Below are 23,407 nucleotides of genomic sequence, written 5' to 3'. Positions count from 1 at the left end.
CGACCGTCAGCGGAAACGATTGATGGTGTCGCGCAGTTCGATCGCCGCCAGGCGTGCGGCCTGCGCAAAATCCTCGCCGCTGCCGGCGTAGAGAATGGCGCGCGAGGAGCTGATCATCAGCCCGGTGCCATCAGCACCGCGGCCGTGCTTCAGCACCGCTTCGACGTCGCCGCCCTGCGCACCGATGCCCGGCACCAGCAAGGGCATCTCGCCGACGACGGCGCGGACCTTGCCCAGTTCTTCCGGCCAGGTGGCACCGGTCACCAGGGCGCAGTTGCCGTTGGCATTCCAGTCGCGCGCGATGGTTTCGGCGACGCGCAGGTATAGCGGCTGGCCGCCGCAGTCGAGCGCCTGGAAATCCGCGCCGCCCGGATTGGACGTGCGGCACAACAGGATCACGCCCTTGTCGGCACGGTCGAGGAACGGCTGGATCGAGTCGCGGCCGAGATACGGATTGAGCGTCACCGCATCCGCGCCAAAACGATCGAACGCTTCGGTGACGTAATGCTGCGCCGTGCTGCCAATGTCGCCGCGCTTGGCGTCGAGGATCACCGGCACGCCGGGATGCCGGTCGTGGATATGCGCGATCAGCCGTTCCAGTGCATCTTCCGCGCGCAACGCGGCGAAGTGGGCGATCTGCGGCTTGTACGTGCAGACCACGTCGGCGGTGGCATCGACGATGGCACGGCAGAATTCGAACACCGCGTCCGGGTGGCCCTTGAGGTGCGCGGGGAATTTTGCCGGCTCGGGATCGAGACCGACGCAGACGAGAGAGTCATGGTCAGCCCATGCCTGTTGCAGGGATTGCATGAAGTGCATCGGGTTCTCCTCGCTGCTCGGTTCCCTCTCCCCTCCGGGGAGAGGGTAGGGTGAGGGGACAATCTTGCGGTATCGCTGATCTGAATCGCGTTCTTTTGGGGGTTGGGGCCAACCGTGGCCCCTCACCCCAGCCCTCTCCCCGCAGGGGAGAGGGAGCAACGGCGCGCTTACGCCAGCTTCTTGTACTTCACGCGATGCGGGCCGGCCGCCTCGTCGCCCAGGCGGCGCTTCTTGTCGGCTTCGTACTCGTTGTAGTTGCCGGGGAAGAACTCGACATGCGAGTCGCCTTCGAACGCGATGATGTGCGTGGCAATGCGGTCCAGGAACCAGCGGTCATGCGAGATCACCATCGCGCAGCCGGGGAACTCCAGCATCGCGTCTTCCAGCGCGCGCAGCGTTTCGACGTCGAGGTCGTTCGACGGTTCGTCGAGCAGCAGCACGTTGCCGCCCTGCATCAGGGTCTTGGCCAGGTGCAGTCGACCGCGCTCACCGCCCGACAGGCTGCCGACCATCTTCTGCTGGTCGGTGCCCTTGAAGTTGAAGCGGCCGATATAGGCGCGCGACTGCAACTCGTAGCGGCCGATGGTGATGATGTCGGCGCCGTCGGAGATTTCCTGCCACACGTTCTTGTTCGGGTCGAGGCTGTCGCGCGACTGGTCCACGTAGGCCAGCTGGACGGTGTGGCCCAGCTTCACTTCGCCGGCGTCCGCCGTTTCTTGGCCGGTGATCAGCTTGAACAGGGTGGACTTGCCGGCGCCATTGGGGCCGATCACGCCGACGATGGCGCCGGGCGGCACCTTGAAGCTCAGGTCGTCGATCAGCAGGCGGTCGCCGAACGACTTCGACACGCCCTTGAACTCAATCACTTCCTGGCCCAGGCGCTCGCCCGGCGGAATGTAGAGCTCGTTCGTTTCGTTGCGCTTCTGGTACTCGACCGAGTTCAGCTCTTCAAAGCGGTTGATACGCGCCTTGCCCTTGGACTGACGGCCCTTGGCCGCCGAACGCACCCACTCGAGCTCGCGCGCGAGGGCCTTCTGGCGACCCTTTTCGGCCGCTTCTTCGCGGGCCAGGCGCTCGCTCTTCTGCTCGAGCCAGTCGGTGTAGTTGCCCTTCCACGGAATGCCGCGGCCGCGATCGAGCTCGAGGATCCACTCGGCCGCGTGCTCGAGGAAGTAGCGGTCATGGGTGACCGCCACCACGGTGCCGGGGTAGTTCTGCAGGAACTGCTCCAGCCAGTCCACCGACTCGGCGTCCAGATGGTTGGTGGGCTCGTCGAGCAACAGCATGTCGGGCTTGGACAGCAGCAGGCGACACAGCGCCACGCGACGCTTTTCGCCACCGGACAGCGGGCCGATCTTGGCGTCCCACGGCGGCAGGCGCAGTGCGTCGGCGGCCACTTCGAGCTGGCGCTCCAGTGCGTGGGCGTCGTTCACCGCCAGTATGTTTTCCAGCTCCTGCTGTTCCTTGGCCAGTTTGTCGAAGTCGGCGCCTTCCTCGGCATAGGCGGCGTAGACCTCGTCGAGGCGCTTCTGCGCATCGAGGATCACCGACACGCCTTCCTCGACCGCTTCGCGCACGGTCTTCTCCGGATCGAGCTGCGGCTCCTGCGCCAGGTAGCCGACCTTGATGCCCGGCTGCGGACGGGCCTCGCCCTGGAAGTCCTTGTCCACGCCCGCCATGATCTTCAGCACCGTGGACTTGCCCGCACCGTTCAGGCCCAGCAGGCCGATCTTGGCGCCCGGGAAGAAGCTCAGCGAGATGTCCTTGATGATCTGGCGCTTGGGCGGAACGATCTTGCTGACACCGTTCATGGTGTAGATGTATTGCATGGAGCCTCCGGCGGCGTGCACGACGCCGGCCGCAGGGGGCTGGCGGTGCGAACTTCAGTGGATAACAAACCGCGCATTATAGCGGCTTGTGGAGCGCTGCCGGTGACATCGGGGCGGCGGAGGGCGGTTGCCGCCCTACCGCCCGCAGCAGGTCAGCGCTCGCTGTCCAGCGAAGCCATGCCCTGGCTGTTGTAGCGCTCGCCGGCAGCGGCGCCGGGCGGTACGGCCCGCTCGATGGCGGCCAGATCGTCCGCATCCAGGTCCACGTCAATCGCCACCAGGGCCTCCTGCAGGCGCGCCCGGCTGCGGGCACCGACCAGCGGGACGATGTCCTCGCCCCGGGCCAGCACCCAGGCGATGGCCAGCTGCGCCACGCTGATGCCGCGCGCGTCGGCCAGTTGGCGCAGCGCGTCGACCAGGCTGAGGTTGTGGGTCAGGTTGCCGCCCTGGAAGCGCGGGCTGTGCGTGCGGAAGTCGCGGGCGTCGGTGCCGCGATCCGCCGACCAGTGCCCGCTGATCAGGCCGCGCGAGAGCACGCCATAGGCGGTGATGCCGAGGCCCAGCGCGCGGCAGGCGGGCAGGATCGACGGCTCGATGCCGCGCGAAATCAGCGAATACTCGATCTGCAGGTCGGCCACCGGCAGCACGGCGTTGGCGCGGCGTATCGTCTCGGCCCCCACCTCGGACAGGCCCAGATGGCGTACGTAGCCGGCCTTCACCAGGTCAGCGACGGCACCCACGGTGTCCTCGATCGGCACGTTGGGATCGAGCCGGGCCGGGCGGTAGATGTCGATGTAGTCGACCCGCAGGCGCTGCAGCGTATAGGCCAGCGCGGTCTTCACCGCTGCCGGACGGGCGTCGTAGCCCAGCCAGTCGCCGGCGGGGCCGCGCTGGGCGCCGAACTTCACGCTGAGCTGGTAGCTGTCGCGTGGCCGCCCGGCCAGGGCGTCACCGATCAGCAACTTGTTATGGCCCATGCCGTAGAAGTCGCCGGTGTCGAGCAGGGTGACGCCGGCGTCGAGCGCGGCGTGGATGGTGGCGATGCTTTCGCCGCGGTCGGCCGCGCCGTACATGCCGGACATGCCCATGCAGCCGAGGCCGAGGGCGGAAACCTTGGGGCCGTGCCGGCCGAGGCTGCGGTACCTCATGGGGATCACTCCGTCGGGTTATCCCCGTATGCTGCGCCCGGGGCCGGGCTGCCGGCATGTGCCGCTACCGGGTTCAGGAACGGCCGGCGGCACAAGATCTGCGGGAATCGGGCGGATATGGCCCCAAGGGGCTGGGGGCGGTACACTTTCTCGTTCAAACCCGCAAGCTTTCCCACGAGGTCAGGATGTTTCCGAAGCACGAGACGATCGCCGGTTATGACAATGAACTGGCCCAGGCCATGGCCGACGAAGCCCGTCGCCAGGAAGACCACGTCGAACTCATTGCCTCGGAGAACTACGCCAGTCCGCGCGTGATGGAAGCGCAGGGCAGCGTGCTGACCAACAAGTACGCCGAGGGTTACCCGGGCAAGCGCTACTACGGTGGCTGCGAGTTCGTGGATGTGGCCGAACGCCTCGCCATCGAGCGCCTCAAGCAGCTGTTCGGCGCCACCTATGCCAACGTGCAGCCGCACTCCGGCTCGCAGGCCAACCAGGCTGTGTATCTCGCGCTGCTGCAGCCGGGCGACACCATCCTGGGCATGAGCCTGGCGCACGGCGGCCATCTCACCCACGGCGCCAAGGTCAATATCTCCGGCAAGCTGTTCAACGCCGTGCAGTACGGCGTGAACGAGATGGGCCTGGTCGACTATGACGAGGTCGAGCGCCTCGCCGTCGAGCACAAGCCGAAGATGATCGTGGCCGGCTTCAGCGCCTATTCGCAGGTGATGGACTGGGCACGTTTCCGCGCCATCGCCGACAAGGTGGGCGCCTACCTGTTCGTCGACATGGCCCACGTCGCCGGCCTGATCGCCGCTGGCGTGTACCCGAGCCCGGTGCCGCATGCGCACGTCGTCACCTCCACCACGCACAAGACCCTGCGCGGCCCGCGCGGCGGCATCATCGTCGCCAAGGACGCCGGCGAAGAGATCGAGAAGAAGCTGCAGTCGATCGTGTTCCCCGGCATCCAGGGCGGCCCGCTGATGCACGTGATCGCCGCCAAGGCGGTGGCCTTCAAGGAAGCGCTGGAGCCTTCGTTCAAGGCTTACCAGGAGCAAGTGGTGAAGAACGCCAAGGCGATGGCCAAGACCTTCATCGAGCGCGGCTACAAGATCGTTTCCGGCGGCACCGAGAACCATCTGATGCTGGTGGACATGATCGGTCGCGACATCACCGGCAAGGACGCGGAGGAGGCGCTGGGCAAGGCGCATATCACCGTCAACAAGAACGCCGTGCCGAACGATCCGCGCAAGCCTTTCGTCACCTCGGGCCTGCGCGTGGGCACGCCGGCCATCACCACCCGCGGCTACCGGGAAGCGGACGTGGTCGAGCTGACCCACTGGATCTGCGACGTGCTGGATGCGCCGACGGACGAGGCCGTGCTGGCCAAGGTCCGCGACAAGGTGACGGCGCAGTGCCACAAGTTCCCGGTGTACGGCTGAGAGCAATCAACGAGTGAAGAGGAGTGGGTCGTGAGTAACCAGGCATCGTCCCGTTTCTCGCTGCTCATTCCGCACTCCTAGACCCATGCATTGCCCCTTCTGCCAGCACGAAGACACCCGCGTGATCGATTCACGCCTTGCCGAGGACGGCGCCACCGTGCGTCGCCGTCGCGAGTGTCCCCACTGCGGCGAGCGCTTCAACACGTTCGAGACGGCGGAACTCAAGCTTCCCACCATCGTGAAGAGCGGCGAGCGCCGCGAGCCCTTCGACGAACGCAAGTTGCGCGTGAGTTTCGAGCGCGCGCTGCAGAAGCGGCCGGTGCCGACCCACTCGGTGGACGCGGCCGTGCGCGAGATCGTCAATGACCTGCGCCGCAGCGGCGAGCGGGAAATTCCCTCGCGCCAGCTCGGCGAGCTGGTGATGCGCGAGCTCAAGCAGCTGGACCAGGTGGCTTACGTGCGTTTCGCCTCGGTCTACCGCAAGTTCGAGGACGTGCAGGCCTTCCGCGAGGAAATCGAGAAGCTCGAACGCGACCTGCCGGAACTGGAGGCGCTGCAGCTGTCGCTGCTGGGCGAGAGCGTGGCACGGCGCAAGAAGTCCTGAGCCGTGACCCCTCTCCCTTTGGGAGAGGGGTTGGGGTGAGGGTGCGGGGCTTGCGTAGTCTTCCAATCCCGCGCTCCGCCCGAACCCTCATCCGCCTGCGACCAAAGGGAGTCCCCGTGGGACCGGCACCTTCTCCCGGAGGGAGAAGGGTTGCTTCGATCGATGTTGCTTTTGCCCCTCTCCCGCGGCGACCCGAAGGTGGTCCCTGTGGGAGAGAGGGGTTGGGGGGAGGGTACGGTCCCGCGAAGACGTCCAGTCAAAGCGGGCTCTTCTGCTAGCCTCCCGCCAGCACCCACCCCTCACCTTAGTCCCCTCCCCGGAGCGGAGAGGAAGCCAGAGTCGAGCCATGACGCACGCCTTCACTGCCCTCGATCACGCCCACATGGCGCATGCCTTGCGCCTGGCCGGGCGCGGCCTGTACACCACCCAGCCCAACCCGCGCGTCGGTTGCGTCATCGCCCATGGCGATCAGGTGGTGGGGACCGGATTCCACCAGCGCGCAGGCGAGCCGCACGCCGAAGTGTTCGCGCTGCGCGAGGCGGCTGAGCGGGCGCGCGGTGCCACCGCGTACGTGACGCTCGAACCGTGCGCCCACCATGGCCGCACGCCGCCGTGTGCCGATGCGCTGGTCGCCGCCGGCGTGGCACGCGTGGTGGTCGCCACGGAAGACCCGTTCCCGCAGGTCGCCGGTCGCGGCATTGGCAGGCTGCGCGACGCCGGCATCACGGTGGATACCGGCCTCATGCGCGAGCCGGCACGCGAGCTCAATATCGGCTTTTTCAGTCGCATCGAACGCGGGCGGCCCTGGGTGCGCGTCAAACTCGCGATGAGCCTGGACGGGCGCACGGCGCTCGCCGATGGCCAGTCGAAGTGGATCACGGGCGAGGCCGCGCGTACCGACGTGCAGCGCTGGCGCGCCCGCAGTTCGGCCATTCTCACGGGCTACGGCACGATCGCCGCGGACGATCCTCGACTCACGGTACGCCTGCCCGACGGCGAAGCCTTCGCGCCGCCCCTGCGCGTTCTGCTCGACAGCCGGCTGCGCACGCCGCCGGACAGCCATGTGCTGGATGGCGAGGCGCCTACGCTGATCCTGCACGATGTCCAGGCGACGCCGCATGACGAGCGCCTGCGCAAGGCCGAGCTGGCCGCCGTGGGCATGCGCGACGGCGCCATCGACCTGATGGCCGCGATGAAGGAGCTGGCCCGCCGCCATTGCAACGAAGTGCACGTAGAGGCGGGCCCGACCCTCTGTGGCGCCTTGTTCGCCGCCGGGCTGGTCGATGAATTGTTGATCTACGTCGCACCCTTGTTGCTCGGCGACAGCGGACGGCCGCTGCTGTGCCTTCCGCCACTGGCAGACATGGCGGACCGCTGGAAACTGCGCACCGTTGATCGCCGTACCATCGGTGACGACATGCGCCTGCTCATGCGTCCCGTCGCCTGAGGCGCGCCACCCGCCATCGACACCACAGGTACCAGGCATGACCCAGCCGCAGCCCATGCAGACGAGCGTATTGACCGACGCGGAGCGCGCGCTCTTCCGCGAACAGGGCTACCTGGTGCGCAAGATCCTCGACGACGCACAGGTGGCTCGCTATGTCGCGGCCGTGGACGACGCGCGTCGGGCGCGCGGCGATGCGCAACGGATGAGCAACCTGCAATTCCTGCAGCCGGGCAAGGCGATCCGCGGCATCCAGGACATCATCTGCAATGCCGATATCCTGGCGGCGTGCCGGGACCTGCTCGGTGACGGCATCGTGATCGACGGCGCCTCCCTGTTCTACGGCGAGGCCGGCATCGACTATCGGCAGGGCTGGCACCGCGACGTGCTGCAGGTGCCGGACGAGCAGATCGACACGGCCTGGTTCAGTGACGACTACGCGTACAACTACGTGCAGATGAACATGCCGCTGACCGTGGACGGTTGCCTCTGGATCGTGCCGGGCAGTCACCGCCGGCAGCTCAACGCCGAAGAGCGCGCGGTGTTCGGCAACACCGAAAAGATGGCGCCGGTCGATGCGCCGGAGCTGAGCGGCGGCAGGCAGCTCGTGCTGCAGCCCGGCGAGGCGGTGTTCTACAACAACTATGCCGTGCATCGCGGCTATGGCGGCGTGCTCCAGGACCGACGCATCACGATCCACCTCGGGTTTCATTCGCGCATGCGCCCGCCGACCCTGCACTTCGGCGTGCTCGATCACACCGAGTACACGCTGGACTACCTGTCCTCATTGGCACCGGACGTGCGCGAAGCCTTGCGCGCCCACCTGGTCGAGCGTGCCAAGCATCCCGAAGTGAACGTGTTTCACGCCTATCACCAGCAGTTCCTCGGCAAGGAGTTCAAGACCACATGACAGGCGAGACGGCCATTCGCTGGGGCATCATCGGTTGCGGCAACGTCACCGAAGTGAAGAGTGGGCCGGCCTTCGGCAAGGTGCCCGGTTCATCGCTCGTCGCCGTCATGCGCCGCGATGGCGACAAGGCGCGCGACTATGCGCAGCGCCACGGCGTGCCCCGCTGGTACGACGATGCGGCCAGGCTGATCGATGATCCCGAGGTCAACGCGGTTTACGTGGCCACGCCGCCATCGACGCACAAACCATACGCGCTGATGAGCATCGCCGCGGGCAAGCCGGTGTACGTGGAAAAGCCGATGGCGATGGATCACGCCGAGTGCGAGGCGATCATCCGCGCCGGCCGCGACGCGAAGGTGCCGGTGTTCGTCGCCTATTACCGCCGCCGCTTGCCGCGTTTCCTCAAGGTGCGCGAACTGATCCATGACGACCGCGTGATCGGCACGCCGCGCATCGTCAACACGGTGCTGCACGAGCCGCACCACCCGCGCTATCACGATCCGGCGAATCTGCCGTGGCATGTGCGACCGGAAATTTCCGGCGGCGGCGTATTCATGGACATCGGCTGCCATACGCTGGACATCTTGGACTGGCTGTTCGGGCCCATCGCCTCGGCCAGTGGCCAGGCCAGCAACCAGCTGGCCGCGTATCCGGTCGAAGACACTGTCGCGATGTCGTTTGCGTTCGGCAACGGCGTGCTCGGTACCGGCCTGTGGCACTTCGGCAGCTACGGGCATCACGACCAGATCGAAGTGGTGGGCGACCGCGGCCGCATCTCGTTCGCCACCTTCGGCGATGGCCCGATTCGCGTCGAAAACGCCGAGGGCGTGCAGGCATACCGCGTCGCCAATCCGCTGCACATCCAGCAACCGCTGATCGAGACCATCGTGGCCGAGTTGACCGGGCACAAGGGCGCCTGCCCCTCGACGGCCGAGAGCGGGGCGCGGACCAGTTGGGTGATGGACCAGGTGCTGCGCGACTATCGGCGGGCGACCGGGCAGGCGATGGGCCTGTAACCCCTGGCCGCCAGAGCGGCACTCACGCGAGGGGCGACACATTGTTCTCCGCGGCGGACACTGGCCGAACGGCCGCGGCCCGGGAAGGTGTTAAACTCACCCCGCTGGTTCGCCGGCACAACGACAACGACGTCTTCAGGGCGGGGTGTGATTCCCCACCGGCGGTAGGCACCTTCGGGTGTGAGCCCGCGAGCGCTTCCGGTGTTCCCGGAAGGTCAGCAGATCCGGTCCGATGCCGGAGCCGACGGTTGGAAGCTGGCGACAGCCTCCAGATAGTCCGGATGAGAGAAGACGGTATGGTGCACGCCCTCGTGGGCGCGCGCCTGCCAGACGCCTTGGGGCGTTTTTCGCATGCTCACTACGCGGGAAACGTTTCATGTCCAAGCATCGTCACAGCCAATTCGCCACCTTCGGCCGGGAGGTGCGCTGATGTTTACCGGCATCATCCAGAGCGTGGGTCGCATCGCGCGGCTCGAACCCCGTGGCGGCGACGTGCGCCTGCACGTGGACACCGCCGACCTCGATCTCGCCGACGTCCAGCTGGGCGACAGCATTGCCGTCTCCGGCGTATGCCTGACCGCCGTGACGCTGGAGCCACGCGGATTCAGCGCGGATGTCTCCAACGAAACGCTGTCGCTGACCACGCTGGGCAAGCACAAGGCGGGCGATCCGGTGAACCTGGAAAAGGCCCTGCGCCTGGCCGACCGCCTGGGCGGCCATCTCGTCTCCGGCCATGTCGATGGCGTGGGCAAAGTGGTGTCGATCACCCCGGACGGCCGCTCGCTGCGCTGGGTGTTCGAGGTGCCGGCGGCCTTGTCGCGCTATATCGCGGCCAAGGGCTCGATCTGCATCGATGGCACCAGCCTTACCGTCAACGAAGTGGCCGGGCATCGCTTCGGGGTGAACCTTATTCCCCACACGGTGGAACACACGGCCTTCCATGCACGCCGGGCCGGTGACGCGGTGAACCTCGAAGTGGACGTGGTGGCGCGCTACATCGAGCGGCTGATCGCCAGTGGCGATGCGCCGCGTATGGACGAGGCGTTCCTCAAGCAGCACGGCTTCGCCTGACACCCTCTCCCTGCGGGCGAGGGTGCGGCGCTTGCGTGAGCCTGCACATGGCGCTCCGCCCGCACCCTCATCCGCCCTTCGGGCACCTTCTCCCGAGGGGAGAAGGAAAAACCACACGGAATCCGACTCATGAGCTTCAACACCATCCCCGAAATCCTCGAAGACATCCGCGCCGGCCGCATGGTCGTCATCCTCGATGACGAGGACCGCGAGAACGAGGGTGACCTGATCATGGCTGCGCAGATGGTGCGGCCGGAAGACATCAACTTCATGGTGCGCGAGGCGCGCGGCCTGGTCTGCCTGACCCTGACCGAGCAGCGTACGCGCCAGCTGGGCCTCCGGCCCATGGTGGTCGACAACACCTCGCCGTACCAGACCAATTTCACCGTCTCCATCGAGGCGGCCGAGGGCGTCACCACCGGCATCTCGGCCCACGACCGCGCGCGCACCATCCAGGTGGCGGTCAAGTCCGACGCGAAGCCGCAGGATCTCTCGCAGCCGGGTCACATTTTTCCGCTCACGGCGCAACCGGGTGGGGTGCTCACCCGCGCGGGGCATACGGAAGCAGGCTGCGATCTTGCCGCGCTGGCGGGGCTGGAGCCGTCGGCCGTGCTGATCGAGATCCTGCACGAGGACGGTTCGATGGCGCGCCGTCCCGAGCTGGAGGTCTTTGCGAAGAAGCACGGTCTGAAGATCGGCAGCATCGCCGACCTCATCCGCTACCGCCTCGAAACCGAGAAGACCGTGCAGCGGGTGCATGAGGAGGACGTGCAGACCGAGTTCGGCCCGTTCCGCCTGGTTGCCTATCGCGATGCCATCCGCCATGGGCTGCATTTCGCGCTGGTGCGCGGCACGGTGAGGGGCGGCGCGCCGGTGCTGACCCGCGTGCATGTGCGCAACACGCTGTCCGACGTGCTGCATCTGCAGCGCGATGACCTCGGCCTTACCGTGACCTCGGCCCTGCGCCGCATCGCCGACGAAGGCAGCGGCGCCTTGCTGGTGCTCTCCGGCGAAGACACCGCCGATGCGCTGCTGCGACGGCTCAACCGGCAGCCGTCCGCGCAGGCGCCGGAAGAAGCCCAGCAGCAGGAGTGGCGCCAGCTTGGCTTGGGCGCGCAGATCCTTGCCGACCTCGGCATCCGCCAGCTGCGCGTGCTCGGCACGCCGCGCAAGATGGTGGGCCTGGGCGGGTTCGGGCTGGAAGTGGTCGAGTACGTTTGAGCGGGCCGATGGCAGGCAGCTCCGGGCGGCGAGGGGTCTGGCCCTATCCCGCCCCACGGGCGCCATGTTTCCATCGGCATACTCCACGACGTCCCATCACGCGCTGACACCATGACCCGAATCCGCCTGATTGCCCCCTCCGGTTACCCGCACGACCGCGACGCCATGACGCGTGGCATCGCGCGCCTGCAAGCCGCCGGCTGCAGCGTGGACGGGCAGGAGGTGCTCGACCGGGTCGAGCATCGTTACGCCGGCACGGACGCCGAGCGCGTGGCCGACCTCAACCGGCTGGCCATCGCGCCGCACTTGCCGGACATCGCGCTGGCGGTGCGCGGCGGCTACGGCGCCACGCGACTGCTCGAGCACATCCATTACGGCGCGTTGCGCGAGCGGCTGACCGGCAGCTCCACCCTGCTGGTCGGGCACAGCGACTTCACGGCGATCCAGATGGCGCTGCATGCCCGGAGCGGCCTGGTGACCTTTGGCGGGCCGATGCTCGGTGCCGATTTCGGGGCGCCCGAGCTGAACCCGCTGATGTGGGAACACTTCTGGCGCGCCGCCGGTGAGCCCGAAGCCACTGCCAGCTGGGTCTCGCCCGCGGCCGCCGACCTGGACGTCGAAGGACCGCTGTGGGGCGGCAACCTCGCCCTGGTGTGCAGCCTGCTTGGCACGCCGTATTTCCCCAACATCGAGGGCGGCATCCTGTTCGTCGAGGACGTCGGCGAGCCGCCGTACCGCATCGAGCGGCTGCTGTACCAGCTGCACCTTGCCGGTGTGCTCGATCGCCAGCGCGCGCTGGTGCTGGGGCATTTCACCCACTGCCGGCCGCACGGCTACGACAACGGCTACGACATCGACGCGGCGTTCGCGCACATCAGCGCGGTGGCGCACGTACCTGTGGTGCGCGGCATGCCCTTCGGCCACGAGCCGGACAAGTTCACCCTGCCGTTTGGCGTGCCGGCCCGGCTGCGCGTGGCCGCCGGGCAGGCCAGCCTGGCGTTTCGCGGCCATCCGCACCTTTCCGGGGCGGTTTCCCGGCCCGATCCGGGCAAGTTGCCCCAAATCCCGTAAAATATCCGGCCCGCATGGGCCACCGAGCCCTCAGGAAGCGCATACCCATGAAGATCATCGAAGGCGATTTCGCCACGCCCAAAGGCCGTTTTGCCATCGTCGCCGGCCGTTTCAACGGTTTCGTGGTCGAGCCCCTGGTGGCCGGCGCGCGCGACGTGCTGGTCCGCCATGGCGTGAAGGACGAGGCGATCGAGCTGATCCGCGTGCCTGGCGCCTGGGAAATCGCACTGGCCGCGCACAAGGTCGCCAACTCCGGCAAGTACGACGCGGTCATTGCGCTGGGCGCCGTGATCCGCGGTTCGACCCCGCATTTCGACTTCGTGGCCGGCGAGTGCGCCAAGGGCCTGGCCCAGGCGGCTTATGCCTCCGGCGTGCCGGTGGCGTTCGGCGTGCTGACCACCGACAGCATCGAGCAGGCCATCGAGCGCTCGGGCACCAAGGCCGGCAACAAGGGCGCCGATGCGGCCATGGCCGCGCTCGAGATGGTCAATCTGTACGGAAAGCTGTGATGAACCAACGTCCGGAAGGCATCGATCTGGCCGCACGCTCGCGTGCCCGCCGCCGCGCGCTGCAGGCGTTGTACGCCTGGCAGCTCAGCGGCAGCCACATGAATGCGGTGATCGACCAGTTCCGCCACGAGCAGGACATGGAAGTGGCCGACCTCGAGTACTTCGAGGATCTGCTGCACGGCGTGGAAAAGCACATCGACGCCATCGACGAGAGCCTCAAGCCGTACGTGGACCGCGAGGTCGGCCAGATCGACCCGATCGAGCGCGCTGCCCTGCGCCTGGCCGCGTACGAGCTGAAGTACCGCCCGGACGTGCCGTACCGCGTGATCATCAACGAGGCCATCGAAGTGACCAAGCGCTTCGGCGCCGACCACGGCCACAGCTACGTCAACGGCGTGCTGGACAAGCTGGCCGGCGTGTTGCGCACCACGGAAAAGCGCGGCTGATGCCCGGCGACCACGGGCGCGTGGACGAGGGGCTGGTACCCGTCATCGAGACCGGACGCTTGCGCCTGCGCGCACATCGTGCCGATGACCATGCCGCCTGCGTGGCGATCTGGTCCGATCCGGAGGTCACGCGCTATATCGGTGGTCGCCCATTCACCGGCGAGGAAGTGTGGAAGCGCCTGCTGCAGTACCTCGGCCTGTGGAGCCTGCTCGGTTACGGTTACTGGGCGGTCGAGGAAAAGCACAGCGGCCGCTACATCGGCGACATCGGCTTTGCCGACTTCTGGCGCGACATGCAGCCTTCGCTCGAGGGCATGCTGGAATTCGGCTGGGTGCTGGCGCCGCATGCGCACGGCCAGGGTTACGCGAGCGAGGCGGTCGGTGCCGTCGTCGCCTGGAGCGAGCAGCACCTGGCGGCGCGCCGTGCCGTGTGCATCATCGCCCCGGAAAACCTGCCGTCGATCCGCGTGGCCGAGAAGGCAGGTTTTCGCCTGTGGCTGGAAACCACTTATCACGGCAGTCCCACGCTGGTCTTCAGCCGTTAACCGCGGCAGCAGCGCCTGCCGCTCCATACAGGTCGCAAGCCATGGAATTTCGCCTGATCGACCGCATCCGCGAACGCACCGCCCAGGGGCGCGAGGATGTGAAGCTTGGCATCGGCGACGACGCCGCGCTGGTCGCGCCGCCCGCGGGGCAGGAGATCGCCATCGCCATCGACACCATGGTCGAGGGCGTGCATTTCCCGCGGGGCACGGCGCCAGCCGACCTTGGCTGGAAGTCGCTCGCGGTCAATCTTTCCGACCTGGCCGCGATGGGCGCCAGCCCGGCGTGGGCCTTGCTGGCACTGACCCTGCCATCCGCATCGAGTGAAGGCATCGAGCAATTCATCGATGGCTTCGCCGAGGGTTTTGCGCAGCTCGCCCAGCCGCATCGGCTGGCCCTGATCGGTGGCGATACCACGCGGGGCACGTTGACGGTGAGCGTGGCCGTGCACGGCTTCGTGCCGCCCGGCCAGGCCCTGGCCCGTGGCGGTGCGCGTAGCGGCGACGTGGTGCTGGTCACCGGCACGCTCGGCGATGCGGCCGCCGGCCTGCAGTTGTTGCAGCGGGGCGCGCGGGTGGACGAGGGGGACGGTCGCGCCGCCTTCCTGATCGAGCGCCTCCATCGCCCGACGCCACGACTGGCCGCCGGCCTCGCCCTGCGTGGCCGCGCGACGGCCTGCATCGACATCTCCGATGGCCTGGTCGCCGACCTGGGCCATGTCTGCGCGGCGAGCGGCCTGGGCGCGGAGATCGATGCGCCGCTGTTGCCGCGTTCGTCGATGCTGCTTGGCGCCTTCGATGAAGCCGCCGCGCGCGACTTCGCGCTCAGCGGCGGCGATGATTACGAGCTTTGCTTCACCGTGCCCGCCGCCAGGGTCGCCGATGTGCAGACCGACCTGGCGCGCCTGGGTTGTGGCGCCACGCGGATCGGCCGCATGGTCGATACGCCAGGTGTGCGCGTTCGCGACGAGCACGGGCGCTGGCTGGAAATCACCCGCCACGGCTGGGATCATTTCGCGCCATGAGCGACAAGAAAACGCTGACCCCCGCGCAACGCTCCCTGCTGCTCGCCACGCCCGCAGGCTGGCTGGCCTGCGGCCTGGGCTCGGGACTCGCGCCGGTCGCGCAGGGGACGTTCGGCTCGCTGGCTGCCGTGCTGCCGTGGCTGCTGCTGCGCACGTTGCCGCTGCAGCTCTACGTGTTCACCGTGGTGGTGGCGTTCGTGCTTGGCGTGTGGGCGTGTGGCGTGGCCGGCCGTGCGGTGGGCGTGGACGATCACCGCAGCATCGTGTGGGACGAATTCGTCGGCCTGTGGATCGCGCTGGTTCCCGCGCTATACGCGCCGTGGTGGAGCGTGGTGGTGGGCTTCGCCCTGTTTCGCCTGTTCGACGTGTGGAAGCCCTGGCCGATCGGCTGGCTCGATCGTCGCCTCAAGGGCGGGCTGGGCGTGATGATGGACGACGTCGTGGCCGGTGTGTTCGCGGCCTGTCTGCTCGGCGCGCTGCTGCACCTGTTGTAGCCACACGCGTTCGTTGCCGCGGCCGCCGCTGATCGCAAGTTGCTGCGACTGAAGGCGGTGCCCGGCAGCCCTTCGTTGCCTGGCCGAGCCACCGTCGGCGCGACGCGCCTTGCGCGTTCCGTCGGGCTTTGTGCATGATCATGCCGCAGCGTTTCGTTGCTGCAGCGGGGTGGCACGGCACGCGCCGGTGCAGCCCCGACTGCACGGCCTGCTCGACCACGCAACAGCAGTTTGCACCCAGGGGGAAGTCAATGAATGTCGTTGCAAAGAGCCTGTTGGCTCTATGTGCAGTAGCGCCCATGGCAGGCGCGACCGTTGCGCAGGCTGCGGAAGTTTCGGGCAGCGCCCAGGCGGTTTCCGTCGGCACGGCGCTGCACGACAAGGAAGCCTATATGAACCAGCAGTACTCGCCTGACACGCTGCCCAAGAACGTGCTTGACCTGGTGCAGCGCAGCGGTGCGAAGCCGTCGAACTTCAAGCGCATTGCCATCGACTCGAAGATCGTGATCGACAAAGTCGGCGCGGCCGTGCCGATGTCGTCGGAAAACGACAGCCTGTATCTGAATGCCGGCCATGGCCTGGTGAAGCACCTGAGCGTGTCCAAGTTGAACGGCTTCGAGCAGGCGACGGTGTTCGCGCTGAGCTATCGGGGCTTCATCGACCTGCGGTCGCAGTCGGTGCTGGTGGGTGCGGCGACCATGCCGGCTTTTTCGGAGACGACCAACATCTCCCATTTCGACGCGGCGATGGAAGCTGCCCATTCGACCTACTCGGCAACCCAGGCGTACAGCACGCCCGGATCGGCCCCGGTGGGCGTCCAGTACGAATGCACCGCGGGCAACCCCTATCCGGCCTCGCAGCTCAACCCTGACATTGCCGGCTCCGCGCACGATGTCGATTGCCAGTCGCTCAACGTCAACGGCATCGTCACGGGCACCGTCCGCTACAGCTACCTGGAGCAGTACGGGCTCGCCATCATCCTGCACACCAAGTCGGTCAACATGGAGACCAGCAAGACGGTCACCAGCTTCAAGGCGGAGTAACGCCTTCGCAAGCGAGCGAAGCCTGCAACAGCGCACGGCGTGGCGGCAGCACGACGCCGCCACGCGTCTCCCACGGCGCAGCGGCCCCGCCATCGCACGGCACGCCGCGGGGCGAGTCGGCTGACGTTATAGTGTCGCCCCGGCCGCGCCGATGCCTGCGTCGCCGTACCTGCGCACACAACAAGCCAAAGGGAATTCGATGAGCCGCCTTCCGGGACTGGATCTGCTGCGCGCCATCGCCATCGTGTGGGTGATGATTTTCCACTCCTACATCATCGGTGGCTGGGGTCATTTCGGCGGGGTGGAAAGCTACGGCTGGATGGGCGTGGACCTGTTCTTCGTGCTCAGCGGCTACCTGATCGGTTCGCAGCTGCTCAAGCCGCTGGCGGAGGGCCACACGCTTTCGTTCACCGATTTCTACCTGCGCCGCGCCTTTCGCATCCTGCCCGTGTATCTGCTGGTGGTGGCGGTTTATTTCCTGTGGCCGGCTTTCCGCGAGGCGCCGGGGATCCAGCCGCTGTGGCAGTTCCTCACCTTTTCGGTGAACCTGCTGATCGACGCGCAGCACCGGCTGGCGTTCTCGCATGTGTGGTCGCTGTGCGTGGAAGAGCATTTCTACCTGGTGTTTCCGCTGCTGGCCTGGTGGCTGACGCGCCGGCCGTCGGTCACCGTGTTCGCGATCGCGTGTGCGGTCGTAGTGGCTTCGGGCATGGTCGTGCGTGGCTACGTCTGGCTGCATGACATGGCGCCGCTGCGGGCGAGCGGCGACGAGGTGACGTTCGGACGCTACTTTCTCGAACGCATCTACTACCCGACCTGGTCGCGCCTCGATGGCCTGCTCGCCGGTGTGGTGCTCGCCGTCATCAAGGTCTACCGGCCCTCGATGTGGGCACGCTGGCAGCTTCGCGCCAACAGGGTGCTGGTGGCCGGCCTGCTGGTGATCGCGGCGTCGATCGGCCTGTTCCAGGACCGCGTCGGCCTGGCAGCCACCCTGCTGGGATACCCGCTGCTGTCGCTGGGGTTTGGCCTGCTGGTGTTCAGCGGGGCAGGCGAGCACGGCATGCTCGGCCGGCTGAGGATTCCCGGCGCCGGCTGGCTCGCACTCGCCTCCTACAGCCTGTACCTCTCGCACAAGGGCATCTTCCATCTGGTGCAGGCCACGTTTGGCCCGTCGCTGGATGGACACGGCGTGCTGAGCTTTGCCGGCTACGCCGTGGCGGTGCTGGCGTCGGGGGCCTTGCTCCACTACGGCATCGAGCGGCCCTGCCTGCGCCTGCGTGACCGTTGCCTGCAGGCGCCCGCCAGCACCCCGCGGGAGGTTCCCGTGGGTGGGGCCACGGATGCGGCGTAGGGCGGCCAGCCGTCCGTCGGTGCAGGCGGCTCCCCCGGATGCCCGCTGTTTGGACGTCCATCCCGCGTGACCGATGGTGTCATTTGCAACCATGAGGGCACCTGGCCAGCGCTGTACCTAAGCACAATTCCTATAGCCAGCGCCGGCCGGCTAGGGCAGTGTTATGGCCGGTCGAGTCCACCGGCGGGACGCCAGTCCATGGCCTCGGCATGCCGATCTTCGCAGGCCGCGCATAGCCTTCTGCTGATCGGCGCGCTGCTCACCATGGTGCCGGGCGTCCCCTCCTGCGGCTGCGTTGGCGCTGCCTGAGGCCCTCGCTTGCAAGTCGGTGGATTTCTGGCGTGGGCTGTCGCCCGATGCCGGCTCCGGCGTGTGCTGAACGCGCCGGTGGCACCCGTCAGGGGTTCCATGTCTCAACGAGTTGAGGGCTCTGGCCCTACAGGGGGTTCCCATGCGCAGGCTTCTTCAGGTTGCAGGTCTGATTGCGTTGTTCCTGCTCGTGCCGCTGTCGGTATCGGCGGCTGGTGCACCGCAGGGACCATGCCGGCTGATCGACCCGTCGACGTGTCCCAGCGCCAGCGAGCTGGTGCGGGCACAGGGTTTCGTGTCCGCGCTGGGGCACTTCACGGGGGCGGCGAAGGTCAGCTACTTCAAGTCCGGACGCTCGCTCAGCGAACAGGCACTGTACGGCCTGGGCGGCGAGTCGCAGAACGTCGTGCAGCTGTCGGACAAGCGCTATCTGTTCGCCGCCTGCCCGTCACGCGATTGCGGCGGCATTGCCGCGGCCATCGTCGTCAACGAGTTCGGGCAGATCCAGGCCGTGGGTTTTTCCAGCTTCCACTGCGAGTCGGCGTGTGACGATTACCGCCATCTGGACTTCTATTTCCGCAAGGGGGGCGAGGACGACACCGTCCTTGCGGCGCTGAAGGCCTGGGGTACCAGCGAGCAGCTGCGCCGCACGCTGCGGCGGCCGGAGGCGGACGAGGGCATCGAAAGCCGAATGGACGTCCATTACCTGCCGTAATCGCATGGACGGCGCTGGCGACGGATGTCGCCAGCGCCGTCAGCGCGTTCAGGCGCCCTTGGCCTCGAGCACGATCCGGTAGCGCGCCTTGCCGTCTTCAAGGTGCCTGAGTGCCTCGTTGACCTGGTCCATCGGGAACAGCTCGATCTGCGGGCGCACATCGTGGCGCGCGGCGAACGCGAGCAGGGTGGCGATGTCGACCGGCGAACCGGTCGGCGAACCCGAGACCTCGCGCTCGGTCATGATGAGCGAGAACGCCGGCACCGGAATGGGTTCGAGCACGGCGCCGACCACATGCATGCGGCCGCGGGGAGCGAGCGTGTTGAGCAGCGCGTTCCAGTCCAGTGGCACGTTCACGGTCACCAGCAGCAGATCGAGCGAGCCGGCGATGGCGCTGATGGCGTTGGCATCACGACTGGCCACCACGTGCTGCGCGCCGAAGCTGCGCGCTTCGTCTGCCTTGGCCGGGGTGGAGGTGAAGGCCGTGACGTCGCAGCCCCAGGCGCGGGCGAATTTCACCGCCATGTGGCCCAGGCCACCAATGCCGACGACGCCGACGCGCGCACTCGGGCTGATGCCGTACGCAAGGAATGGCTTGAGCACCGTGATGCCGCCGCACAGCAGCGGACCGGCGCTGGCCAGGTCGATACCGTCCGGCAGCGGGATCGTCCACGCCCAGTGGGCGCGCAGCTTGTCGGCGAAGCCGCCATGGTGGCCGCCGATGGTCGGCACTGCCGCAGCACAAAGGTTCTGGTGGCCGGACAGGCACTGGCGGCAGTGCATGCAGCTCTCCGCGTTCCAGCCGATACCCACCCGCTGGCCAAGCGTGAGGCCTTTCGCCTGCGGTCCCAGGGCCGTGACGCGCCCGATCACTTCATGTCCGGGCACGAACGGAAAGCGCGACATGCCCCACTCGTTGGCGATCATCGAGACGTCGGAATGGCAGATGCCGCAGTAATCCACCGCCACCTCGACTTCCTCGGCGCCGAGCGGTCCGAGATCGAACGAGGAGAGGACCAGCGGCTGGCCCGCCTGCTGAACCGCCCAACCCTGCATATGTGACATGGCGAGACTCCGTTGGCGTGGGTGCTGCAGTGGCAAGCGGGTGAGCTTAGGTCGGCGCGCGTCGGCGCCGCGTATAGGCTTGGCCGGCGTCCCGGCGATGGACGAAGGCCACGCGCTCTTGGCATGCTGGTCCATCCCCACGAAACCGGAGCACCCCCGTGCAATATCGACGTCTTGGAAAATCCGGGCTGCAACTCTCCGCCCTGTCGTTCGGCGCCTGGGTGACGTTCGGCAAGCAGGTGGGGCGCTCGCTGGCGCGCGACCTGCTGGCGATGGCCTACGACCACGGCATCAACTTCTTCGATAACGCCGAGACCTACAACAACGGCGTCGCCGAAACCCTGATGGGCGACGTGCTGGCCGATCTGCGCTTTCCACGCGACAGCTATTGCGTGTCGAGCAAGGTGTTCTTCGGCGCGGTCGACAGTCCGCGGCCGACCCAGCGCGGTCTGTCGCGCAAGCATGTGATCGAGGCCTGCCACCAGGCGCTGGAACGCCTGCGCGTGGAACACCTCGACCTGTATTTCTGCCACCGCCCCGATCCGGATGCGCCGATCGAGGAAACCGTCGCTGCGATGGATACGCTCGTGCGACAGGGCAAGGTGCTGTACTGGGGCACCAGCGAATGGCCGGCCGAGGCGATTGCCGAGGCGCATCGCGTGGCGCGCGAGAACTATCTGTTTGCGCCGGTGATGGAGCAGCCGCAGTACAACTTGCTGCATCGCGAACGCGTGGAGCAGGAATATGCGCCGCTCTACGACACCTACGGCATGGGTACCACGATCTGGTCGCCGCTGGCGTCGGGCCTGTTGAGCGGCAAGTACAACGACGGCCTGCCTGCCGATGCGCGTCTCGCGCAGCCGGGCTACGAATGGTTGCGCGAGGCCGTACTGGAGAGCGGTGGCGACCGGCTCGACAAGGTACGCCGGCTGGTACCGATCGCCGCCGACCTGGGTGTGTCGATGGCGCAGTTGTCCATCGCGTGGTGCCTGGCCAATCCGCACGTTTCCACCGTGATGCTGGGGGCCAGCCGGCTGGAGCAGCTGGAGCAGAACCTGGGCGCGCTCGAGGTGGTGGGCAAGCTGGACGCGGGCGTGCTCCGGAGAATCGAGCAGGCGGTGGCCTGAGTCGCGGCAGGGGGCTGGCAGCGCACGCGCTGCCCGCCAAGTGCCATGGGTCGCCCGCGTTCCGCCCGCGGGTGGCCGTTCGGTGGGCCAGGGCTGCATCGATGCTGGGTCGCTGCCACTGCCTCCTGGAGGGACCCCACGCATGAAGCCTTTGATCCGTTGCATGGTTTTCGCTTGCCTCGGCGCCGTCGCGGTTGCCGCGGCGCACGCCGAGCCTGCCGCGTGGAGCCAGCCGCAGAAACCCTTCCGCATCCACGGCAACACCTACTACGTCGGTACGCGTGGCCTCAGCGCGATCCTCATCGCTTCGCCGCAGGGGCTGGTGCTGATCGACGGTCCGCTCGCGCGCAATACCGCGCAGATCGAGGCCAGCATCAAGGCGCTTGGCTTCCGCCTGACGGACATCCGGGTGATCCTCAACACGCATGCCCATGGCGATCACGCCGGCGCCGTGGCCGCGCTGGCACGCGACAGCGGCGCCCGCGTGCAGGCGAGCGTGGCGGGAGCGAAGGCGCTGATGCTGGGCGGCAATGATCCGGACGATCCGCAATTCGGCGATGCGCCGACCTTTGCGCCGGTGGCGTCGGTGATGACGGTGCCTGATGGCGGCAGCGTGCGCGTGGGTGACACCGTACTCACCGCGCACTACACGCCGGGCCACACGCCAGGCAGCACCACCTGGACATGGCAGTCATGCGAGGCCGGTCGCTGCCTGTCCATGGTCTACGCCGACAGCCTCAGTGCGGTGAGTGCGGATGGCTATCGCTTCACCGACGATGCCGCGCATCCGCGGCGCGTGGAGGAGTTCCGCCACAGCATCGATGCCATCGCTGCGCTGCCGTGCGACCTCCTCATCACACCCCATCCGGACCAGAGCGCCTTCCTGGAAAAAGTGGCGCGCCGCGACGCCGGGGTAGCGCCTGATCCCGTGGTCGACGCCGGTGCCTGCCGGGCCTATGCCGCGGCAGGCCGCGCCGCCCTGGAGGCGCGCCTGGCCAGGGAGCGGGCCGCGGCGCCCGGTCCAGGCCAGGCCGGACACTGAATCGCGGGCACGCGCGGCGCCGCAGGCAGTTGACACTCAAATGAGAATTATTATCATCTGATCGTCACTTCCAGATGCGGAGCATCACCATGTCGACGAGCGTGCTTTCCCTGCCGACGGGCGCGAATGCGCCAGGCCATGCGCTGCCCGTGCCCGGCCTCAAGCCGGCGACCATCGCCGGCCTCGGCGCCGTGCGGCGCGTCTCCAGCCAGCTGCTGCTCAAGGGCGAGCGCGAACTGGTCATCCAGCACCAGGGCAACGAGTACCACCTGCGACTCACCCGCAACGACAAGCTGATCCTCACCAAGTAACCCGGTTCCCTCGAGGACAGTTGCACGGGCAGGGATGCCCATCCGCCTGCGCCCGATCTTGCGGCCGGGCATCACCCAAGGCCTATCGCCACGCCGTTCCTGCGGAACGCCAGCCGGGTCGCTCCCACCGGAGAATGACGATGTTTGGCTGGCTCGCACACACGCTCGCACCCTTCTGTCCCGACCACGGCACGGCGGCCTGGCCGGTCAGCCGCTGCGCGGTGTGGATGTCGGGGCCCGAGTTGATGGCCCGCCTGCCGCTGCTGGGCGCGGTGCTGTACCTGCGCGCCGGCCCGCTGTAGCACCATGCGTTGCCCGCGCCGGTCGGCTGGCTGGTGGCGCGGCGCGAACTGGCACCTCTGTTGCGCACCCGGCAGCTTGTCGCCTGCAGCCTGATCGGCCGCGATGGCCCGCGCGAATGGATCGACTGCATCGATGCCAGCGGTCGCCCCTGCGCACGCCTGCACCTGCTGCCCGACACCGACTACCTTGCCTGGGACGCCTTGCTCGTGCAGGGGCAGGCGCTGCCGCCGGCCTCGTTGCAGCACGAGCGGCTGTCGTGGCGCGCGGCCGGCGCCGAGCTGCTGTCGTTCCGGCGTCGTCGGCTTGGTGCGCTGCAGCTGCTGGAGGCGGAACCCTTGCCCCGGGTCTCGCCGCTCGGTCGGAGTATTGCCCGTGACGTGGCGCGCGCCGCGGCGGTGGAGCTCGAGCCGGCCCCGGGGTGACCGTCCGGGGCCGGCCTGTCCGCCTGTCCGTGCTTCTGTCCGCGGACAACTGTCCGCGCCGCCGGGTGTCCCGTAACAGATTGATAGTACAGCCATAAATCATCGCCTGGCGCTTGGCACGCCGCTTGCTG

General features: G+C 67.6%; 25 protein-coding genes and 1 riboswitch. Of the genes, 21 read left to right on the top strand and 4 right to left on the bottom strand.

The genetic code is table 11. The annotated features are described in order from the left end of the window. Nucleotides 1-6: 6 nt before the first annotated feature. The 3 genes from pyrF to ACXU4B_RS08840 all read right to left on the bottom strand — a co-directional run bounded on the left by pyrF (nucleotide 7) and on the right by ACXU4B_RS08840 (nucleotide 3,796). A complete protein-coding gene (gene pyrF / locus ACXU4B_RS08850; RefSeq protein ID WP_131409676.1) occupies nucleotides 7-819 on the bottom strand; it encodes an orotidine-5'-phosphate decarboxylase in 813 nt (270 codons plus the stop codon). 167 nt (nucleotides 820-986) lie between these two features. Further along, nucleotides 987-2,648: an energy-dependent translational throttle protein EttA gene (gene ettA, locus ACXU4B_RS08845; protein WP_131409674.1), complete on the bottom strand. Its 1,662-nt coding sequence runs from the start codon at nucleotides 2,646-2,648 to the stop codon at nucleotides 987-989. Nucleotides 2,649-2,800: 152 nt separating this feature from the next. After that, nucleotides 2,801-3,796 carry an aldo/keto reductase gene (locus tag ACXU4B_RS08840; RefSeq protein ID WP_131409672.1) on the bottom strand — a complete coding sequence of 332 codons (996 nt, stop codon included), beginning with the start codon at nucleotides 3,794-3,796 and terminating at the stop codon, nucleotides 2,801-2,803. Between the two features lie 185 nt (nucleotides 3,797-3,981). On the opposite strand from ACXU4B_RS08840, the gene glyA reads away from it, so the two are divergent. The 16 genes from glyA to ACXU4B_RS08760 all read left to right on the top strand — a co-directional run bounded on the left by glyA (nucleotide 3,982) and on the right by ACXU4B_RS08760 (nucleotide 19,006). Further along, the gene (gene glyA, locus ACXU4B_RS08835; RefSeq protein WP_131409670.1) at nucleotides 3,982-5,235 is read left to right on the top strand and encodes a serine hydroxymethyltransferase; all 1,254 of its coding nucleotides are present in this window, start codon (nucleotides 3,982-3,984) and stop codon (nucleotides 5,233-5,235) included. 85 nt (nucleotides 5,236-5,320) lie between these two features. Continuing rightward, nucleotides 5,321-5,839, top strand: a complete 519-nt coding sequence (gene nrdR, locus ACXU4B_RS08830; RefSeq protein WP_131409668.1) for a transcriptional regulator NrdR — start codon at nucleotides 5,321-5,323, stop codon at nucleotides 5,837-5,839. Between the two features lie 346 nt (nucleotides 5,840-6,185). Beyond that, the gene (gene ribD / locus ACXU4B_RS08825; RefSeq protein ID WP_240734052.1) at nucleotides 6,186-7,286 is read left to right on the top strand and encodes a bifunctional diaminohydroxyphosphoribosylaminopyrimidine deaminase/5-amino-6-(5-phosphoribosylamino)uracil reductase RibD; all 1,101 of its coding nucleotides are present in this window, start codon (nucleotides 6,186-6,188) and stop codon (nucleotides 7,284-7,286) included. 37 nt (nucleotides 7,287-7,323) lie between these two features. Beyond that, entirely contained in the window at nucleotides 7,324-8,193 is an 870-nt protein-coding gene (locus ACXU4B_RS08820) for a phytanoyl-CoA dioxygenase family protein (protein WP_131409666.1), read from the top strand. Further along, complete coding sequence (locus ACXU4B_RS08815) at nucleotides 8,190-9,209, top strand: Gfo/Idh/MocA family protein (RefSeq protein WP_131409664.1); 1,020 nt, start codon at nucleotides 8,190-8,192, stop codon at nucleotides 9,207-9,209. The genes ACXU4B_RS08820 and ACXU4B_RS08815 overlap by 4 nt, the downstream gene beginning before the upstream one ends. 127 nt (nucleotides 9,210-9,336) lie before the next feature. Then, a riboswitch (FMN riboswitch) is annotated at nucleotides 9,337-9,506 on the top strand. A gap of 132 nt (nucleotides 9,507-9,638) precedes the next feature. Continuing rightward, nucleotides 9,639-10,280, top strand: a complete 642-nt coding sequence (locus ACXU4B_RS08810) for a riboflavin synthase (RefSeq protein ID WP_131409662.1) — start codon at nucleotides 9,639-9,641, stop codon at nucleotides 10,278-10,280. Between the two features lie 129 nt (nucleotides 10,281-10,409). Next, a complete protein-coding gene (gene ribBA / locus ACXU4B_RS08805) occupies nucleotides 10,410-11,501 on the top strand; it encodes a bifunctional 3,4-dihydroxy-2-butanone-4-phosphate synthase/GTP cyclohydrolase II (RefSeq protein ID WP_131409660.1) in 1,092 nt (363 codons plus the stop codon). 111 nt (nucleotides 11,502-11,612) lie between these two features. Beyond that, complete coding sequence (gene ldcA, locus ACXU4B_RS08800; RefSeq protein ID WP_131409658.1) at nucleotides 11,613-12,572, top strand: muramoyltetrapeptide carboxypeptidase; 960 nt, start codon at nucleotides 11,613-11,615, stop codon at nucleotides 12,570-12,572. 47 nt (nucleotides 12,573-12,619) lie between these two features. Next, nucleotides 12,620-13,081: a 6,7-dimethyl-8-ribityllumazine synthase gene (ribH, locus tag ACXU4B_RS08795; RefSeq protein ID WP_131409656.1), complete on the top strand. Its 462-nt coding sequence runs from the start codon at nucleotides 12,620-12,622 to the stop codon at nucleotides 13,079-13,081. Beyond that, entirely contained in the window at nucleotides 13,081-13,527 is a 447-nt protein-coding gene (gene nusB, locus ACXU4B_RS08790; protein WP_131409654.1) for a transcription antitermination factor NusB, read from the top strand. Before ribH ends, nusB begins: the two co-directional genes overlap by 1 nt. Then, a complete protein-coding gene (locus tag ACXU4B_RS08785; protein WP_131409652.1) occupies nucleotides 13,527-14,072 on the top strand; it encodes a GNAT family N-acetyltransferase in 546 nt (181 codons plus the stop codon). Before nusB ends, ACXU4B_RS08785 begins: the two co-directional genes overlap by 1 nt. 41 nt (nucleotides 14,073-14,113) lie before the next feature. Then, nucleotides 14,114-15,094 carry a thiamine-phosphate kinase gene (gene thiL, locus ACXU4B_RS08780; RefSeq protein ID WP_131409650.1) on the top strand — a complete coding sequence of 327 codons (981 nt, stop codon included), beginning with the start codon at nucleotides 14,114-14,116 and terminating at the stop codon, nucleotides 15,092-15,094. Next, nucleotides 15,091-15,588 carry a phosphatidylglycerophosphatase A family protein gene (locus ACXU4B_RS08775; RefSeq protein ID WP_131409648.1) on the top strand — a complete coding sequence of 166 codons (498 nt, stop codon included), beginning with the start codon at nucleotides 15,091-15,093 and terminating at the stop codon, nucleotides 15,586-15,588. Before thiL ends, ACXU4B_RS08775 begins: the two co-directional genes overlap by 4 nt. 299 nt (nucleotides 15,589-15,887) lie before the next feature. Next, nucleotides 15,888-16,631, top strand: coding sequence for a hypothetical protein (locus tag ACXU4B_RS08770; protein WP_131409646.1), 744 nt, complete (start codon nucleotides 15,888-15,890; stop codon nucleotides 16,629-16,631). Nucleotides 16,632-16,830: 199 nt separating this feature from the next. Then, nucleotides 16,831-17,982 (top strand): acyltransferase family protein, encoded by a 1,152-nt coding sequence (locus tag ACXU4B_RS08765; protein ID WP_131409644.1) that lies wholly within the window; start codon nucleotides 16,831-16,833, stop codon nucleotides 17,980-17,982. 451 nt (nucleotides 17,983-18,433) lie between these two features. Continuing rightward, a complete protein-coding gene (locus ACXU4B_RS08760) occupies nucleotides 18,434-19,006 on the top strand; it encodes a hypothetical protein (RefSeq protein WP_131409642.1) in 573 nt (190 codons plus the stop codon). 48 nt (nucleotides 19,007-19,054) lie between these two features. Here the strand turns inward: ACXU4B_RS08760 and ahr are convergent, their stop codons facing one another. Continuing rightward, the gene (gene ahr / locus ACXU4B_RS08755) at nucleotides 19,055-20,071 is read right to left on the bottom strand and encodes an NADPH-dependent aldehyde reductase Ahr (protein WP_131409640.1); all 1,017 of its coding nucleotides are present in this window, start codon (nucleotides 20,069-20,071) and stop codon (nucleotides 19,055-19,057) included. A gap of 158 nt (nucleotides 20,072-20,229) precedes the next feature. On the opposite strand from ahr, the gene ACXU4B_RS08750 reads away from it, so the two are divergent. The 5 genes from ACXU4B_RS08750 to ACXU4B_RS08730 all read left to right on the top strand — a co-directional run bounded on the left by ACXU4B_RS08750 (nucleotide 20,230) and on the right by ACXU4B_RS08730 (nucleotide 23,276). Continuing rightward, a complete protein-coding gene (locus tag ACXU4B_RS08750; protein WP_131409638.1) occupies nucleotides 20,230-21,198 on the top strand; it encodes a potassium channel beta subunit family protein in 969 nt (322 codons plus the stop codon). Nucleotides 21,199-21,361: 163 nt separating this feature from the next. Beyond that, nucleotides 21,362-22,240, top strand: a complete 879-nt coding sequence (gene bla / locus ACXU4B_RS08745; protein WP_458910855.1) for a subclass B3 metallo-beta-lactamase — start codon at nucleotides 21,362-21,364, stop codon at nucleotides 22,238-22,240. A gap of 89 nt (nucleotides 22,241-22,329) precedes the next feature. Beyond that, nucleotides 22,330-22,551 carry a hemin uptake protein HemP gene (hemP, locus tag ACXU4B_RS08740; RefSeq protein ID WP_240734051.1) on the top strand — a complete coding sequence of 74 codons (222 nt, stop codon included), beginning with the start codon at nucleotides 22,330-22,332 and terminating at the stop codon, nucleotides 22,549-22,551. Nucleotides 22,552-22,691: 140 nt separating this feature from the next. Beyond that, entirely contained in the window at nucleotides 22,692-22,853 is a 162-nt protein-coding gene (locus ACXU4B_RS08735; RefSeq protein WP_165583168.1) for a hypothetical protein, read from the top strand. A gap of 9 nt (nucleotides 22,854-22,862) precedes the next feature. Next, complete coding sequence (locus tag ACXU4B_RS08730) at nucleotides 22,863-23,276, top strand: hypothetical protein (RefSeq protein ID WP_131409634.1); 414 nt, start codon at nucleotides 22,863-22,865, stop codon at nucleotides 23,274-23,276. The last annotated feature ends 131 nt before the right edge of the window (nucleotides 23,277-23,407 follow it).

The sequence above is a fragment of the Dyella soli genome, assembly GCF_054482295.1.
Note: the sequence above shows the minus strand (reverse complement) of the source record. Positions and strands in the feature narration are given on the sequence as shown.

Coding starts and splice junctions, on each gene's coding strand:
- ACXU4B_RS08810 (WP_131409662.1), top strand. CDS start 9,639: ATGTTTACCGGCATCATCCAGAGCGTGGGTCGCATCGCGCGGCTCGAA.
- nusB (WP_131409654.1), top strand. CDS start 13,081: ATGAACCAACGTCCGGAAGGCATCGATCTGGCCGCACGCTCGCGTGCC.
- ACXU4B_RS08770 (WP_131409646.1), top strand. CDS start 15,888: ATGGCAGGCGCGACCGTTGCGCAGGCTGCGGAAGTTTCGGGCAGCGCC.
- ldcA (WP_131409658.1), top strand. CDS start 11,613: ATGACCCGAATCCGCCTGATTGCCCCCTCCGGTTACCCGCACGACCGC.
- ahr (WP_131409640.1), bottom strand. CDS start 20,071: ATGTCACATATGCAGGGTTGGGCGGTTCAGCAGGCGGGCCAGCCGCTG.
- nrdR (WP_131409668.1), top strand. CDS start 5,321: ATGCATTGCCCCTTCTGCCAGCACGAAGACACCCGCGTGATCGATTCA.
- pyrF (WP_131409676.1), bottom strand. CDS start 819: ATGCACTTCATGCAATCCCTGCAACAGGCATGGGCTGACCATGACTCT.
- ACXU4B_RS08735 (WP_165583168.1), top strand. CDS start 22,692: ATGTTTGGCTGGCTCGCACACACGCTCGCACCCTTCTGTCCCGACCAC.
- ACXU4B_RS08785 (WP_131409652.1), top strand. CDS start 13,527: ATGCCCGGCGACCACGGGCGCGTGGACGAGGGGCTGGTACCCGTCATC.
- ettA (WP_131409674.1), bottom strand. CDS start 2,648: ATGCAATACATCTACACCATGAACGGTGTCAGCAAGATCGTTCCGCCC.
- ACXU4B_RS08760 (WP_131409642.1), top strand. CDS start 18,434: ATGCGCAGGCTTCTTCAGGTTGCAGGTCTGATTGCGTTGTTCCTGCTC.
- ACXU4B_RS08815 (WP_131409664.1), top strand. CDS start 8,190: ATGACAGGCGAGACGGCCATTCGCTGGGGCATCATCGGTTGCGGCAAC.
- bla (WP_458910855.1), top strand. CDS start 21,362: ATGGTTTTCGCTTGCCTCGGCGCCGTCGCGGTTGCCGCGGCGCACGCC.
- ribH (WP_131409656.1), top strand. CDS start 12,620: ATGAAGATCATCGAAGGCGATTTCGCCACGCCCAAAGGCCGTTTTGCC.
- ACXU4B_RS08775 (WP_131409648.1), top strand. CDS start 15,091: ATGAGCGACAAGAAAACGCTGACCCCCGCGCAACGCTCCCTGCTGCTC.
- ACXU4B_RS08765 (WP_131409644.1), top strand. CDS start 16,831: ATGAGCCGCCTTCCGGGACTGGATCTGCTGCGCGCCATCGCCATCGTG.
- ribBA (WP_131409660.1), top strand. CDS start 10,410: ATGAGCTTCAACACCATCCCCGAAATCCTCGAAGACATCCGCGCCGGC.
- hemP (WP_240734051.1), top strand. CDS start 22,330: ATGTCGACGAGCGTGCTTTCCCTGCCGACGGGCGCGAATGCGCCAGGC.
- glyA (WP_131409670.1), top strand. CDS start 3,982: ATGTTTCCGAAGCACGAGACGATCGCCGGTTATGACAATGAACTGGCC.
- ACXU4B_RS08820 (WP_131409666.1), top strand. CDS start 7,324: ATGACCCAGCCGCAGCCCATGCAGACGAGCGTATTGACCGACGCGGAG.
- ACXU4B_RS08840 (WP_131409672.1), bottom strand. CDS start 3,796: ATGAGGTACCGCAGCCTCGGCCGGCACGGCCCCAAGGTTTCCGCCCTC.
- ribD (WP_240734052.1), top strand. CDS start 6,186: ATGACGCACGCCTTCACTGCCCTCGATCACGCCCACATGGCGCATGCC.
- thiL (WP_131409650.1), top strand. CDS start 14,114: ATGGAATTTCGCCTGATCGACCGCATCCGCGAACGCACCGCCCAGGGG.